Here is a 14,920-nt window from a genome sequence, read left to right on the forward strand (position 1 = left end):
GGTTAGGAGACGCCGATTTCGGCGATCCGCAGGCCCCACGGAAAGGCGGTCTGCACCCCGGTCAGGCGCGGCAGCTGCGTGAAGTTCACAATCACGTACTGTGCGGTGGCTGTTTCACCGTTCGTCTTGGGTACCGGAATGCTGGTGGTCGGGCCGGTGAACCCGGTCTCGGCTACGGTGACGGCACCGTCCAGAGTCGGAGAATCGTTGAGCAGCACGGAGAAGCTGCCGCCGGTGCCGTTGAGCTGGGTGATGTCGATCTTATTGATCGCGGATTCCTCCTCCAGCTCGACGACGAGGGCCAGGTTGGGAGCGTATCCGCCGAAGGTGTCATTAGCGTATTCGTAGCTGGACCAGTAGCTTGCCGGATTGCCGTCAAGGATCTGGGGAAGTTCGCCGTCATGTTCAGCATCCAGTGCGGGGTTGGCGGGGACAAGCCGGCTGACCCCTGCAGGTACCGGAGCCGGGGCTGCGGGTTCCTCAGCAGGGGCTTCGGCGGCCGGTGCCTGCTCCGGCGCGGCTGCCGTAGGCGTTGTGTCGGTGCCGGCCAGGGGATCGGGGTCCTTGAGACTGCCGAGGGTGCTGACGGACAGGACGACGGCGACGATCAGGACCAGCGTCAGGAGGGTCCCCACGAGGACACGCCCCATGGTGCGGTTGGTGCGCGGCGGGGCGTCATCCTCGTCTTCGTCGTAGCTGCCGTCGTCCGGGTAATTCTCACTGTAATCATTGCCGGATCCTGCGGCGGTCGCAGCTACGGCGGACCTGGGGAAGTTGGAGGGCCGGCGGCCGGAATCCTGCACCGGATGATTTGTCTCCGACATGCGGCCCGCGGCGGTGTCATCGTCGTCGGACGCGGTTTCCTCGGAGTAGTCGGTGTCCGTCCAGCGTGAAACTTTGGGTGTCTGGCCGGTGGCCGGCGCCGTGCCGCGTTCCTGGACGCGGGGACCCTTGGGGCGTGCGGAAGGCGGCGGCGGCAGCGTGGCTGCACCGGTGGCTGCTTCTGCGGGAGCGTCTTCGGCTTCGCCGAACTCCAGGTCGCGTGCGGCGGCGGCTTCTTCGGCGCCGGAGACCATGGCACCGGTTCCTGCCGCGGCAGCCCCTCGCCCAAACTTGGGAAGCCTGGGCAGCGGCCGGCCGGACATCAGTGGTTTGCGCGGTGCACGTTCGGCAGGTTCCTCGACGTACCTGTCCTCTTCCTCGTTCTCCGGTTCCCGCGAACGGGGCATGCCGAAAATTTCGGAGCCGAGGGTGTCGGTAAAGAAGGGTTCAACATACGGTGCGTCCCGCTCAATGACCAGGTCCAGCAAATCCGCTGCATTTGCATTGTTGGTCACCAGATAGGTGCGGCCGTCGCTCACGCCGAGATCCAGGACCTGCACATTGCTGGCCCGTTCACCCGTGGCAATTTCACGGGCACTGGCACTGACCTGGGAGGTGTTTTCGGGTGCAGCCAGGAGGATGCTTACCGCACGGTTCAGCACCTGGTCCACGCCGTCGAGGACCAGATCATCTTCTGCAGAGGCCAGGACCCAGGCGGTCACTTTGTAGCGGCCTCCCAGCGTTGAGCCAACGTCTACCGGCTGTGGCACGTGTTCCTCCCATGGAAACGGCAAATTACTGCGTTCATTTTTGCTGCGGACTGACCTGCTGATTATTCGTGACGAGACTGCATCGCATGCTTTGTACCCATGCTACCCGCGGGCAATGGGAAATCCTTCAGAAGGCAACGCCGGTTCCCGGGCGCGGCATGCCTGCCTAGCGGCGCACCTTTGCCAGGATCGGTGCGAGGAAAGCATCGAGCTCCTTCACCTTCAAGGCACGCAGCATGAAGAAATAGGACCCGGCCATCAGCGATCCGCAGACCAGCAAAGCCACCAGCGAACCGGTGAGGGACGACCAGGCGAAACCGTCAGCAGAATAGCCGCCCAGCAGCCCCAGCGCCGCTGATCCGAGGACGGCGCTGCCCAGGGCCGCGACCGTCAGCCGGACGTGGACATCGAAGATTTCGCCGGCTCCGTAGTACCCCAGCTTCCGGGTCAGGAAGATATGGCTGATGATCACGCCGGCAACATTGCCGAGCGAATATGCAACGGCAAGACCGAAGACAATCCGGTTGGGCGGAAGAGCGGCGGCACCCAGTGCCAGCGCGATGCCGAAAACGGACAGGATGATCTGCATGATCATCGGTGTCTTGCCGTCCTCATCGGCGTAAAAGGCACGGTTCATGAGGAAAGTCGCGCTGAGGAAAGGTGCACTGATCGCCAGCAGCATCAGCACCTGGCCCTGGACCACGGCGGAGGCAATGGATCCGCCGCTGAACCACATGCTCAGGGGACCGGCCAGCACCACCAGCACGGCGGAACAGAAGACGGTTGCCACACCGATGGCGCGGAGGCCGGAGGAAACGGTGTCCCGTACCGCCTTCAGGTTTCCCTCGGTGAAGGCGTGGGACATCTGGTTGAACAGCACCGTGGCCAGCGAGAGCGTGATGACGGAGTGCGGGATCATGTAGAACATGGAAGCCGTCTCAAGGTTCAGGTGCCCGGCAATGACCTCGGGCGGGTTCATCGCCGCATAGGCCGGGCGTGCGGCCGTGGCGATGGTGGCAATGTTGGTGTAAACGAGATAGGCGCCGTTGCCCACCAGCATGGTGATGATCGTCCACTTGGCCACTTTTCCGGTCTGCCGCAGGCCGATGCCGCGCATCCGCAGGTTGGGGCGCAGGCCCAGGCCGAGTTTGCGCAGCGGAATTAAGAGGACGAGGGCCTGGACAACGATGCCGAGGGTGGTGCTGCCGGCCAGCAGCACGGTGGCGGACGTGGTCCAGTTCTCCGGCGAGAAGGCGCTGGTTTCTTCCCGTCCGATCAGCGCAATGAACAGCACGATTCCGGCGATGGCCACCACATTGTTGACGACCGGAGCCCACATATAAGCCCCGAAGCGGCCGTTGGCATTGAGCGTCTGTCCGATGACCGCATACGCGCCGTAGAAGAAGATCTGCGGAAAGAGCCAGTAGGCGAAGGTTGTGGCCAGCGGAAGCTGCGTTTCGTCCAGCTGTGTCACCAATGGCAGGATCCACGGGGCGGCAAGGGTTGCAACCAGCGCCAGGACGCCCAGCCCGAGCAGGCTCAGGGTCATGATCGACGAGACGTATTCCCGGCCCCGGTCCGGCCGCTTGCTGGCCTTGATGATTTGTGGAACCAGCACGGCGTTGAAAACGCCGCCGGCCAGCAGCAGGTAGATAAAGTTGGGCAGCACGTTGGCAGAGCTGAAGATGTCCGTTACCAGGCCCGTGTTGCCAATGGCCACGGCCAAAAGAGCGGTTCGGACGAGGCCGAGGACACGGGAGACGAGGGTTCCGGCTGCCATGACGGCGCTGGAACGCGCCGTGCTGGGAGCAATATTGTTTTCGGCCATGGTGTCCCTATGCTCTCACTTCAGTGCGGCAGCCGATAAAACGCAGCACTGCACCAGCACTGGAACACGGCATGCCGGACCGGTGCCGTCAGAGGTACCGGGGCAGGATTTCCCGCGCCAGGTCAGCGATGCGCCGTTCATTGGGAAAGGAAAGCCGCTTGCCCAGTTCCGCCAGCGGAACCCAGGCGACATCCACGGCTTCGTGGTCCGGATCATTTTCGATGGTCAGGTGACCGCCCGTGGCAGCCAGCAGGAAGTGGTGCACGGTTTTATGCACGCGGTGACCACTCACCGTAAACCAGTAGTCGATGCTTCCCAGGGCTGTCAGGATCCGCCCGTCGATGCCGGTTTCCTCGGCGATTTCCCGGATGGCTGCTTCCCGGCTGTCTTCATCATTTTCCGGATGGCCTTTGGGAAGGCACCATTCCAGCCGCCCGCCGCGGTTCAGACGGGCAATAATGGCCACGGGCAGGTCCGCTGAAGCGGCATCCACCACGATTCCCCCCGCGGAGACCTCTTCCACTGTTGGAAGGGATGCATGCACCGGATGCGCGGCGGCATTGCCCATTGACGCCGTCAACGGGGTTCGCTTGGGTGCGCTCGGTACGGGATGGGCCATAGGACCACTCTAACGATCTTTGTCCGGGGATGATGACTGGGCAGCGGTACCCCGGCGAGGAAGCGGGAATGCCCGGCGTGTCCGGGTTCCGGAAGGAGCCGGATGTGCACCCCCGGGCCTTTTATCTGGCACGCTTAAAGCACTATGGCGCACCTTTCTGACAGCTCGGCCCTGAAAACTCCCCTTCCCTCCGTTGTCGGCGACCTCGGGCAGTTGTTCCACGACGCCGGTTACGAGCTTTCCCTCGTGGGCGGTCCGGTGCGGGACCTCTTTTTGGGGCGCGTATCCCCGGACCTGGATTTCACCACCAACGCCCGCCCCGATGACATCATCAGCGTGATTCGCCGCTGGTGTGACACCTACTGGGAGATCGGGCGTGCGTTCGGAACGATCGGTATGCGCAAGGCCGGCTTCCAGATTGAAATCACCACGTACCGGGCCGACGCCTACGATCCGGATTCACGCAAACCGGCCGTGGCGTTCGGAGACAAGCTCGAAGACGATCTCTTCCGCCGCGACTTCACCATGAACGCGATGGCTCTGCGGCTGCCTTCCATGGAACTGGTCGATCCGTTCGGCGGAGCGAAGGACCTGCACGCGGGCCTCGTACGCACTCCCGGCGCCCCCTCGACGTCGTTCTCCGACGACCCGCTGCGGATGATGCGCGCCGCACGCTTTGCCTCCCAGCTGGAAGTAAACGTGGCGCCCGAGGTCTTCGAGGCAATGAAGGACATGGCCGGGCGGATCACCATTATTTCCGCCGAACGCGTCCGCGACGAACTGGTCAAACTCATTAACGGCAAGGCGCCGTGGGCCGGCATTGACCTGCTGGTGGAAAGCGGACTGGCCGAGCATGTCCTGCCGGAGGTGTCCGCGCTGAAGCTGGAGATCGACGAGCACCACCGCCATAAGGACGTTTACCAGCACTCGCTGACGGTGCTCCGGCAGGCCTGCGGCCAGGAGACGGACGCCGACGGCGCAGTGCCGGGTCCGGATTTTGTCCTTCGTTTCGCTGCGCTGATGCACGACGTCGGCAAACCCGCCACCCGCCGTTTCGAACCGAACGGCTCCGTCAGTTTCCTGCACCACGACGCCGTCGGGTCCAAGCTCACCGCCAAGCGGATGAAAGCGCTGCGCTTCGATAATGACACCATCAAAGCGGTCTCGCGGCTGGTGGAGCTGCACATGAGGTTCTACGGGTACGGCGATGCGGGCTGGACCGATTCCGCCGTCCGCCGCTACGTCAACGACGCCGGCCCCCTGCTGCAGCGGCTGCACCGGTTGACCCGCTCCGACGTCACCACCCGCAACCGGCGCAAGGCCGAACGCCTGGCCTTCGCCTACGATGACCTCGAAGCCCGCATCACTGCGCTCGCCGAGCAGGAGGAACTCGCCGCCATCCGGCCCGATCTGGACGGCCAGCAGATCATGGCCCTGCTGGGCATCCGGCCGGGCCCCGTGGTGGGCCGCGCCTACCGGTTCCTGCTGGAAGAACGGATGGAAAAGGGGCCGTCCAGTGAGGCTGAAGCGGCGGATCTGCTGCGCAGCTGGTGGGCTTCCCAGCCCGAGAATCCCGACAATTCCGCGGCCGCCGCCGCCGGAGACGCCGATACTGCCGCGGCGCCCGCAGAGCCTTCCGCTGACAGCTCCGGCAATGCCGCTGCCCGCGGCGGTGCCAAAATGGAGTCGGACGGAAATCCGTCCTGACAAGCGGAAGGAAGTAAATGAGTAACGCTGAGGACTTCGGTCCCGCGGTTCCGGATACGACGCCGGCAGGTACCCGGCTGCCGCGCCTGTGGCTGCTGCGCCACGGTGAAACGGAGTGGTCCCGGGAGGGCAACTACACCGGTCTGACGGACATCCCCCTGACGGAGGCGGGCGAGGCCCAGGCCAGGGCCGCCAGGGAAAAGATCGGGGCCGTGGACTTTGATCTTGTCCTGTCCTCTCCGCTGGCCCGGGCGCGGCGCACCGCCGAACTGGTGGGCTACCCCAATCCTCAGATCCTTCCGCACGCCCATGAATGGGACTACGGAGACAACGAGGGCCGAAAGAGCACCCAGGTCCGTGCCGAGAACCCCGGGTACCTCATCTGGAATGACGGCGTACCCAACGGTGAAACCCTGGACCAGGTGGCGGAGCGGGCCGACCGCATCATCTCGCTCGTCCAGGCCGGCTGCGGAACACCGATGGACCGCACGCCGGACGCCACCCCGGTGGAGAAGGTCCTCCTCGTGGCGCACGGACATTTCCTGCGAATCCTCGCCGCCCGCTGGCTCGGTCTTCGGGCGGACCAGGGACGGCATTTTGTCCTCGGAACCGCTGCGGTTTGCACACTGGGCTGGGACAAGCACACTCCCGCGATAGTGCGCTGGGACTATTAGTCGCAAAAAGAATGTAAAAAAGTTTCCGTAAATGTCTTGGCAGGGAACGGAAACCTGTTGTATGTTTTTCCTGCGGCCACCTTTCTTACAGGTGGATACCGCACCAGCCAGTGAATACGTGTTATTCCGGTCCGCAGCTCTGTGACCGGTCCATCCGCAAGTCCATGCACTCATGAAAGGGAGGTGGGGTAATGAACATCCACAAATTCCTCACTGCCACGACGGTTGCCTGCCCGCAGGCCCGCACGTCCATCCCTTCGACTGCAGGGCCGCTGATGCGGCCCCTTGGACGGCGGGTGGCCGGCACCGGCACGGCGGGTTTTGGAGTGTCCTGGCGACGGCCCCCGTTCGACGGTGGCCGCGGGTAATCCCTGGCCGATCATCCTGCGGGTAACCGCAGGCTGACTGCCCCGCCGCTGGCTGCCGAGTCTTTGGTAGCCGCAGTTCGGCGGCTCCAAGCGTGTGCACGCCACCGCCCTGGCTTTGCGCCGGACGGTGTGCGGCGCTGATCCTTCCATCGACAACTCACTGAACTTCCCGGCGTCCGCTGCGCGGTGCTCGTGGTGCGGCCCTGCCGTGAAGCTTCACGTGATGCGCTCGCTGTGAGGAACCGCAGGTGCCCGGCCGGCCGGGGAGGCAGCGTTCCCGTGTATGGACTCCCATTTCCCGCACGTTCTTTTTCAGGGTAATTCTCTTCATTTCCCTGCGGCCTCATTGGGTCATTCCTTCTTCCATTGTTTCCTTTTGCGCACCCAAAAACATGCGCCATTTTCCGGAGTTTACTGTGCCTAAATCCAGCCTGCCCTTTTCAGTTCCGATAAAACCCTTCGCGTCGCCTGAAGCATGCGAAGCAGCTCAAGCACTCGATGCCGCCGACGCACCTAACCCCACCGAGGTGCGCGAATCATCCGGTCCGGCCCGCGTCCCAACACCGCTGCGAAAGGAGGTGTCCGCCATGTTTTTCCGACTGTTAGCGTCCTTCGCCCGTTCCGATGCCGTGCATCAGGCACGCCTGGACCAGTGCTGGAACGGTCCGCACCGGTATCTGATGGCCCACAACACCTGGTCGGCGAAGTAGCCACCCGAACCGACGGGAACAAAACCGGGGGAGTCCGCGCTGCACTGCAGTGCGGACTCCCGTTTTATGTGGTGGGCGCAGCCTGCCTGGAAACCATGCTCTGCGCCGTGTCGTTATAAAGTCAGTAGGGGACAAGGACAGCGGCCGGCCAGGAAGGGAGAGCTGTTGCTTCAGGTAAAGCGTGTCGCCATGCTCTCCCTGCATACGTCACCGTTGGAGCAGCCAGGCTCCGGTGATGCCGGCGGCATGAATGTTTATGTGCGCTCCGTGGCCGTGGAGTTGGCTGCCACAGGCGTTGAGGTGGAGATTTTCACCCGGGCAACCGACCGGCACCAGCGTCCGTCCGTGGAACTTGTTCCCGGTGTGACGGTGCGCCACGTTGAAGCGGGACCGCGCCGAAAGATTGCCAAAGAAGCTCTCCCCGGGCTGGAAGCTGCCCTGGCAGCATCCGTGACGGGCAGCCATCCATTCCCTTCCCACCGGCACTTTGACGTCATCCATTCGCACTACTGGATCTCCGGCACAGCCGGCCTGGCTGCGGCCCGTGCCTGGGACCTTCCCCTGGTGCACACCATGCACACCATGGCCCGGGTGAAGAACCTGCGTCTGCAGGCCGGAGAGAAGCCGGAGCCCCGGGTGCGGATTGACGGGGAACAGGACATCGTGGGCGGTGCCACCCGCCTGATAGCCAATACAAGCACTGAAGCCGCCGAGCTGGAATCGCTGTACGGAGCCAACCCCCGCGCCGTGGACGTCGTCGCGCCGGGAGTGGACCTGCAGGTTTTCTCGAGCCGGAACTCCGGCGCGGCCCGCGCCCGGCTGGGCGTGCCCCGCGGCGTGTTCCACGTCGTCTTTGCCGGCCGTATCCAGCGGATGAAAGGCCCCCAGGTGCTGATCCGGGCCGCCGCGGAACTGCACGCCCGCCGTCCGGACATCCCGCTGCACGTCACCGTGCTCGGCGCCGGCAGCGGCGCCGATGTTTTGGACCTGGCGCCGCTGGCGGATTCGCTGGGGCTGCACGGACAGGTGACCCTTCATCCGCCAGTGGAGGCCGCCGTGCTGGCCGACTGGTTTAGGGCCGCCGACGTGGTTGCCGTGCCCTCCTTCAGCGAATCCTTCGGCCTCGTGGCCCTTGAAGCCCAGGCCTGCGGCACTCCAGTGCTGGCTGCCAACGTGGGTGGGCTGCCAAAGGCTGTGGAACACGGCCGCACCGGGCTTCTGGTGGACGGCCATGAGAGCGGGCGCTGGTCCGCCGAGCTGGAACGGCTGTACGACGAGGAGGGTATGCGGCGGGCGCTGGGCTACGGCGCCGCAGTGCACGCTGCCGCGTTTGGCTGGAAGCGCACAGCCACACTCACGGCGCAGAGCTACCTGCAGGCCGCCGAACAGTTCTCGGCGCACTCCGTGCGCTGATAGCTTGGTGATACGCCACCACCGTCGATGAAGACCACCGGCGGGAACCGGAAGGACCGCAATGATGCGCGCAGCCGCTGACATGTCCAGCGATTTGGAAATCTCCCGCCGGGCCGTGATGAAGCCCATTACGGACATCGCCCGTGCAGCCGGCATCCCCGAAGATGCCCTGGAACTGTACGGACGGTACAAAGCCAAGATTGACCCGGCACTGGTGCCCGCACGCAGCACCCGCGGGAAGGTGGTTCTGGTCACCGCCATGAGCCCCACCCCGGCCGGAGAAGGCAAGTCCACGGTCACCGTTGGACTGGGCGATGCACTGGCCAAAGCCGGAGCAAACACCGTCATAGCCCTGCGCGAACCTTCACTGGGGCCGGTACTGGGCATGAAGGGCGGAGCCACGGGCGGCGGCTGGTCGCAGGTGGTGCCCATGGAGGACATCAACCTGCACTTCACCGGCGACTTCCACGCCATCACCACCGCCAACAACGCGTTGACGGCGTTGCTGGACAACCACATCTACCAGGGCAACGAGCTGGGGATCGATCCGCGCCGGATCACCTTTCGCCGCGTCATGGACATGAATGACCGCTCGCTGCGGGACATTGTGATCGGCCTGGGCGGCCCGGTGCAGGGTGTGCCGCGCCAGGATGGTTTCGACATCACCGTGGCTTCGGAAATCATGGCCGTCTTCTGCCTGGCCCGCGACCTCGCCGACCTCAAGGAGCGGCTGGCCCGCATCACAGTGGGATACACCTACGACCGGCGGCCGGTCACGGTGCGGGATCTGGGCGTGGAGGGCGCACTGACACTGCTGCTCAAAGACGCCGTGAAACCGAACCTGGTCCAAACCCTCGCCGGGACGCCGGCGCTGGTCCACGGCGGCCCGTTCGCCAACATCGCACACGGCTGCAACTCCGTGATTGCCACCGAACTGGCCCGCACCGTCGGTGACATCGTGGTCACCGAGGCGGGCTTCGGCGCCGACCTTGGCGCCGAAAAGTACATGGACATCACCTCGCGGGCCGCGGACGTGGCCCCGGACGCCGTCGTCCTGGTGGCAACGATCCGTGCCCTGAAGATGCACGGCGGCGTGCCGAAGGACCGGCTGAGTGAGCCGGACTTCGCCGCCCTGGAGGCGGGAACGGCCAACCTGCGCCGGCACATCCGCAACATCGCCAGGTTCGGCCTGAGCCCCGTCGTGGCGGTGAACACCTTCACCACGGACACGCAGGAAGAGGTGGACTGGCTGCTGCAGTGGTGTGCAGGCGAAGGCGTCGCCGCGGCCGCAGCCGATGTCTGGGCCAACGGCGGAGGGGAAAGCGGGGGTGATGCGCTGGCCGCCAAGGTCCTGGAAGCCCTGGAGGAACCGGCGGATTTCCACCATCTGTACCCGTTGGACATGCCGGTTGAGGAGAAAATCCGGACGGTGGTCCAGGACATTTACGGAGCCGACGACGTGGAGTTTTCCCTGCCGGCCCTGCGCCGGCTGGAGGAAATCAAGGCCGGGGGATGGGATTCGCTGCCGGTGTGCATGGCCAAGACCCAGTACTCCTTCTCGGACAACGCGGACCTGCTCGGAGCACCGACCGGTTTCACCGTGCACGTGCGGGACCTGATCCTGAAGACCGGAGCCGGATTCGTCGTCGCACTCACCGGTGCCGTAATGACCATGCCCGGACTGCCGAAGGCTCCGGCAGCAATGCGCATGGACGTTGCCGCGGACGGCACGCCCTCCGGCCTGTCATAGCCGGCGGGCGTGCCGAAGCGGGGAAGGCGCGGGGCTTAGCGCTCCACCTCGCCGCGGATGAACTGCTCCACCTTTTCCTTGGCAATGTCATCGTTGTACTGCTCCGGCGGGGACTTCATGAAGTAGCTTGACGCCGAGAGGATGGGTCCGCCCACACCCCGGTCCAGGGCAATCTTGGCGGCCCGGATGGCATCGATGATGACACCGGCGGAGTTGGGGGAGTCCCAGACCTCCAGCTTGTATTCCAGGGACACCGGAGCGTCGCCGAAGTTGCGGCCCTCAAGGCGCACAAAGGCCCACTTGCGGTCATCGAGCCAGGCAACGTAGTCCGAGGGGCCGATGTGGACGTCGTCGGCCTTCAAATCGGCTGAGGTATTGGAGGTGACGGCCTGCGTCTTGGAAATCTTCTTGGACTCCAGGCGCTCACGCTCAAGCATGTTCTTGAAGTCCATGTTGCCGCCGACGTTCAGCTGGTAGGTGCGGTCCAGCACCACACCGCGGTCCTCGAACAGCTTGGCCATCACGCGGTGCGTAATGGTGGCGCCGATCTGGCTCTTGATGTCGTCACCGATGATCGGCACGCCGGCAGCAGTGAATTTATCCGCCCACTCCTTGGTGCCGGCAATGAAAACGGGCAGGGCATTCACGAAGGCAACACCGGCGTCGATGGCGCACTGGGCGTAGAACTTGGCAGCCTGCTCGGAACCGACGGGCAGATAGCAGACCATCACGTCAACGGCGTTGTCCTTCAGTGCGGCAACAATATCCACCGGCTCGGCATCGGACTCCACGATGGTCTCGCGGTAGTACTTGCCCAGGCCGTCGAGGGTGTGGCCGCGCTGCACGGTGACGCCGGTTTCCGGAACATCAGCGATCTTGATGGTGTTGTTCTCGCTGGCGCCGATGGCGTCGGCCAGGTCCAGGCCAACCTTCTTGCTGTCGACGTCAAAGGCGGCGACAAACTGCACGTCATTGACGTGGTAGCTTCCGAACTCCACATGCATCAAACCAGGGACCGTCAGGTCCGGATCTGCATCGCGGTAATACTGCACGCCCTGCACCAGCGATGCCGCACAGTTTCCCACACCAACGATTGCGACCCGAATGGGGTTCTTAGCCACGGTTCTCCTTTGAAGACGAGTTATCAACCGCCGCACCTGCGGCGGCAAGACCGGGCCCAGTCTACGGCCTCTACCCAAGCAATTAGTGTTTGGCATCACAGCTTCGCGCAGCAGCGGAGACTGCGGTGCCGTCCGGCACCCGGAGAAGCCGGGGCGGAGCGGCATACTGGTAACCATGGAGCCCAAGCCCCGACGCCAGCCGCTGCGGATAGTGGTGCCCAGCCGCAATGACCCGCTGCTGCGCGAACTCACCGAGGGCATTGGCGGTCCGTTGGGCCGCCACACCGCCCCGGGCATCGTGACGCCCGGGTTCTTTACAGTGGAGCGGGTCCTGATCCTGCTCACCACGGCAGCAGCTCTGCTGGCGGTGCTGGTGAAAATGCCGTGCCGCACCGGCGGATGGACCGCACCGACCCACTTCTATCAGGCCTGTTACTCGGACTGGCCGGTCCTGTTCGACTCCCGCGGTCTGGCGCAGGGCGTTTTTCCCTTCCTGACCCCGGACGCCGCCTTCGAATATCCCGTGCTGCTGGGGCTGCTGGCGGGCGCCGTTGCCCTGCTGGTGCCCGACGGCGGATCGCAGGAACGCGCGCTGGCCTACTTTGACATCAATGCGGTCCTGGCGGTCCTGGCCTGGATCGGCACGGTCATCGCGACTATGCGGATGGCCAACCGCAGGCCCTGGGACGCTGCCATGGTGGCGCTGGCCCCCGCCATGATCCTGTCGGTGTTCATTAACTGGGACATTTGGGCCGTGCTGCTGGCGGCGCTGGGCATGCTGGCTTTTGCGCGCAGCCGCCCGGTCCTAGCCGGAGTGCTGCTGGGCCTGGGGGCGGCGCTGAAGCTCTATCCGGTGCTGATCCTCGGCGCAGTGCTGGTTCTGGCACTGCGGACCGGGCGGCTGCGCCCGGCCTTCCAGGCAACGGGCGCAGCTGCGGCCGCATGGCTGGTGGTGAACGTTCCGTTCATGGTTGCCGACTTCACCGGCTGGAAGTTCTTCCTGACCTTCACCGGGGAGCGGCCTGCGGGGTATTCCTCCGTATGGTTTGCGTGGAACGTGCTGGCGGAGCGGTGGGGGCAGCCGCAGGCGGATTCAGGGTTCATCAATTTTTGGGCCTATTTCCTGTTCGCAGCGGCCTGCGCGGGCATTGCACTGCTGGGACTTGCCGCTCCGAGGCGGCCCCGGCTGGCGCAGCTGGCGTTCCTGATTGTTGCCGCCTTCATCCTGACCAACAAGGTGTATTCGCCCCAGTTTGTCCTGTGGCTGATTCCGCTGGTGGCGCTTGCCCGTCCCAGGTGGAGAGACTTTTTGATCTGGCAGTTCTTCGAAGTGCTCCACTGGTGGGCCATCTGGATGTATCTGGGCGCGCAAACCTCCGGCGGCTCCGCCCAGAACAATATCGACGCCGCCTACTACGTGTGGGCCGTGGCCGGGCACGTGCTGGCCACGGCCTGGCTGATGTCCCAGGTGGTCAGGGACATCCTGGTGCCCGCCCGCGATCCGGTGCGTCGGCTGAACATCGATGATCCGCAGGGCGGGCCCTTCGACCACGCACCCGACCGGTTCCGGCTGCGCCGCAGGATCAGCGGCACGGCAGCTGGGGAAGCCGGCCCCCGGACATCCACTCCGAAGGAAGCAGGAACACCATGACCGATGTCGCGGTGGTCGGTTCCGGGCCCAACGGTCTGGCGGCTGCGGTCATTATGGCCCGTGCGGGGCTGTCGGTGCAGGTTTTCGAAGCGGGGCCAACGGCCGGCGGCGGCAGCCGCACCAAGGAACTGCTGGAGCCCGGCCACCGGTACGACGTGTGCTCGGCCGTGCATCCCATGGCCCTGGCGTCCCCCTTCTTCCGCCGGTTTGAACTGGCGGACCGCATCAAGCTCACGGTGCCGGAGATCTCCTATGCGCATCCTTTGGACGGGGGCGACGCCGGACTGGCCTACAAGGACCTGGAACGCACCGTCGAGGGGCTGGGGGCGGACGGGCCTGCCTTCCGTAAGCTGATGTCGCCGCTGGTCCGGCGCAGCGAAGCCATCACCGAGCTGTTGATGTCCCCGCTGATCCGGGGCTACCGGCAGCCCGGTGCGGCACTGGCGTTCGGCCGCGCCGCCCTGGACCAGGGCACCCCGTTGTGGAACACGCGGTTCACCGCCGACAAGGCGCCGGCCCTGCTCACCGGAGTCGCCGCCCACCCGGTGGGACGCATGCCCTCACTGCCGTCGGCCGGCGGCGGCCTGCTCCTGGCCCTGCTCGCCCACACCGTGGGCTGGCCGGTGCCCGACGGCGGATCCCAGGCAATTGCCGATGCCATGGTGAAGGATCTGCAGGCACACGGAGGAGAGCTGGTCACGGACCACCGGGTGTCCTCACTCGATGAGGTCCGCGGTGCCAGGACCGTCCTGCTCGATGTTTCCCCCAGGACCCTGCTGGAGCTCGCCGGGCCGGAGCTGCCGGGACGGTATGCGGGAGCGCTGGGCCGGTTCCGGTACGGCAACGCGGCCTGCAAGGTGGACTTCATCCTCTCCGGCCCGGTGCCGTGGGCCAACCGGGAAGTGGGACGGGCCGGAACGGTGCACCTGGGCGGGCGCCGCGCCGAACTTGCCGCCGCCGAGGCGCAGGTCGCGGCGGGAGAACATCCGCACAAGCCCTACGTCCTGCTGTCCCAGCCCAGCACCTTTGATTCCTCCCGGGCACCGGCGGGCCGCCATATCCTGTGGACCTACTGCCACGTTCCGGCCGGTTCCACGGTGGACATGACCGAAGCCGTCACCGCGCAGATTGAACGGTTCGCACCCGGCTTCCGCGACGTCGTCGTGCGCTCGCAGGTGACGACGGCGGCGGACCTGGAGCGCTACAACGAGAACTATGTGGGCGGTGACTTTGGCGGCGGTGCAGTGAACCTGTGGCAGATGGCGGCGCGCCCCGTACCGGCAGTGAATCCATGGCAAACGCCGCTTCCGGGGATCTATCTCTGCTCGGCGTCCACGCCGCCGGGACCCGGGGTCCACGGTATGGGAGGCTTTCATGCCGCCGGGCTGGCACTGCGCCGGCGGCATGCCCTGCCGATGCCGGACCTAGGGGTAAACAGCTGACGCCGCTGCAAGCTTGTATGTTTAAATCCAGCGGAACCCCGCTCA

Annotated in this window: 12 protein-coding genes; 8 read left to right on the top strand and 4 right to left on the bottom strand. The window is 65.2% G+C overall.

The features are described from left to right. Positions 1-2 precede the first annotated feature (2 nt). From CXQ89_RS01130 to CXQ89_RS01140, 3 genes are all read right to left on the bottom strand, one after another. Positions 3-1,592: an ABC transporter substrate-binding protein gene (locus tag CXQ89_RS01130; RefSeq protein ID WP_104160010.1), complete on the bottom strand. Its 1,590-nt coding sequence runs from the start codon at positions 1,590-1,592 to the stop codon at positions 3-5. Between the two features lie 166 nt (positions 1,593-1,758). Next, entirely contained in the window at positions 1,759-3,420 is a 1,662-nt protein-coding gene (gene murJ / locus CXQ89_RS01135; RefSeq protein ID WP_104053460.1) for a murein biosynthesis integral membrane protein MurJ, read from the bottom strand. 88 nt (positions 3,421-3,508) lie between these two features. Beyond that, positions 3,509-4,039 (bottom strand): NUDIX hydrolase, encoded by a 531-nt coding sequence (locus tag CXQ89_RS01140; RefSeq protein WP_104053459.1) that lies wholly within the window; start codon positions 4,037-4,039, stop codon positions 3,509-3,511. A 144-nt stretch (positions 4,040-4,183) separates the two neighbouring features. Here CXQ89_RS01140 and CXQ89_RS01145 point away from each other — a divergent pair, with 144 nt between their 5' ends. From CXQ89_RS01145 to CXQ89_RS01160, 6 genes are all read left to right on the top strand, one after another. Then, complete coding sequence (locus CXQ89_RS01145) at positions 4,184-5,746, top strand: CCA tRNA nucleotidyltransferase (protein WP_104160011.1); 1,563 nt, start codon at positions 4,184-4,186, stop codon at positions 5,744-5,746. A 17-nt stretch (positions 5,747-5,763) separates the two neighbouring features. Next, positions 5,764-6,420 (top strand): histidine phosphatase family protein, encoded by a 657-nt coding sequence (locus tag CXQ89_RS01150; protein WP_104053457.1) that lies wholly within the window; start codon positions 5,764-5,766, stop codon positions 6,418-6,420. Between the two features lie 191 nt (positions 6,421-6,611). After that, entirely contained in the window at positions 6,612-6,788 is a 177-nt protein-coding gene (locus tag CXQ89_RS18275; RefSeq protein ID WP_181032192.1) for a hypothetical protein, read from the top strand. 587 nt (positions 6,789-7,375) lie between these two features. After that, entirely contained in the window at positions 7,376-7,498 is a 123-nt protein-coding gene (locus CXQ89_RS18720) for a hypothetical protein (RefSeq protein WP_258059776.1), read from the top strand. Positions 7,499-7,687: 189 nt separating this feature from the next. Continuing rightward, positions 7,688-8,911: a D-inositol-3-phosphate glycosyltransferase gene (mshA, locus tag CXQ89_RS01155; RefSeq protein ID WP_374952965.1), complete on the top strand. Its 1,224-nt coding sequence runs from the start codon at positions 7,688-7,690 to the stop codon at positions 8,909-8,911. Positions 8,912-8,975: 64 nt separating this feature from the next. Then, positions 8,976-10,661, top strand: a complete 1,686-nt coding sequence (locus CXQ89_RS01160; RefSeq protein WP_104160644.1) for a formate--tetrahydrofolate ligase — start codon at positions 8,976-8,978, stop codon at positions 10,659-10,661. A gap of 35 nt (positions 10,662-10,696) precedes the next feature. On the opposite strand, the gene CXQ89_RS01165 is transcribed toward CXQ89_RS01160, so the two are convergent. Further along, positions 10,697-11,782: an inositol-3-phosphate synthase gene (locus tag CXQ89_RS01165; RefSeq protein ID WP_104160013.1), complete on the bottom strand. Its 1,086-nt coding sequence runs from the start codon at positions 11,780-11,782 to the stop codon at positions 10,697-10,699. A 175-nt stretch (positions 11,783-11,957) separates the two neighbouring features. On the opposite strand from CXQ89_RS01165, the gene CXQ89_RS01170 reads away from it, so the two are divergent. Together CXQ89_RS01170 and CXQ89_RS01175 are read left to right on the top strand one after the other, a co-directional pair. Continuing rightward, complete coding sequence (locus tag CXQ89_RS01170) at positions 11,958-13,433, top strand: glycosyltransferase family 87 protein (RefSeq protein ID WP_181032193.1); 1,476 nt, start codon at positions 11,958-11,960, stop codon at positions 13,431-13,433. Continuing rightward, the gene (locus CXQ89_RS01175) at positions 13,430-14,875 is read left to right on the top strand and encodes an NAD(P)/FAD-dependent oxidoreductase (protein WP_104160014.1); all 1,446 of its coding nucleotides are present in this window, start codon (positions 13,430-13,432) and stop codon (positions 14,873-14,875) included. Before CXQ89_RS01170 ends, CXQ89_RS01175 begins: the two co-directional genes overlap by 4 nt. Positions 14,876-14,920: the final 45 nt, after the last annotated feature.

This window comes from Arthrobacter sp. ZGTC212 (genome assembly GCF_002929255.1).
GTDB classification, from domain to species: Bacteria; Actinomycetota; Actinomycetes; order Actinomycetales; family Micrococcaceae; genus Arthrobacter_B; species Arthrobacter_B sunyaminii.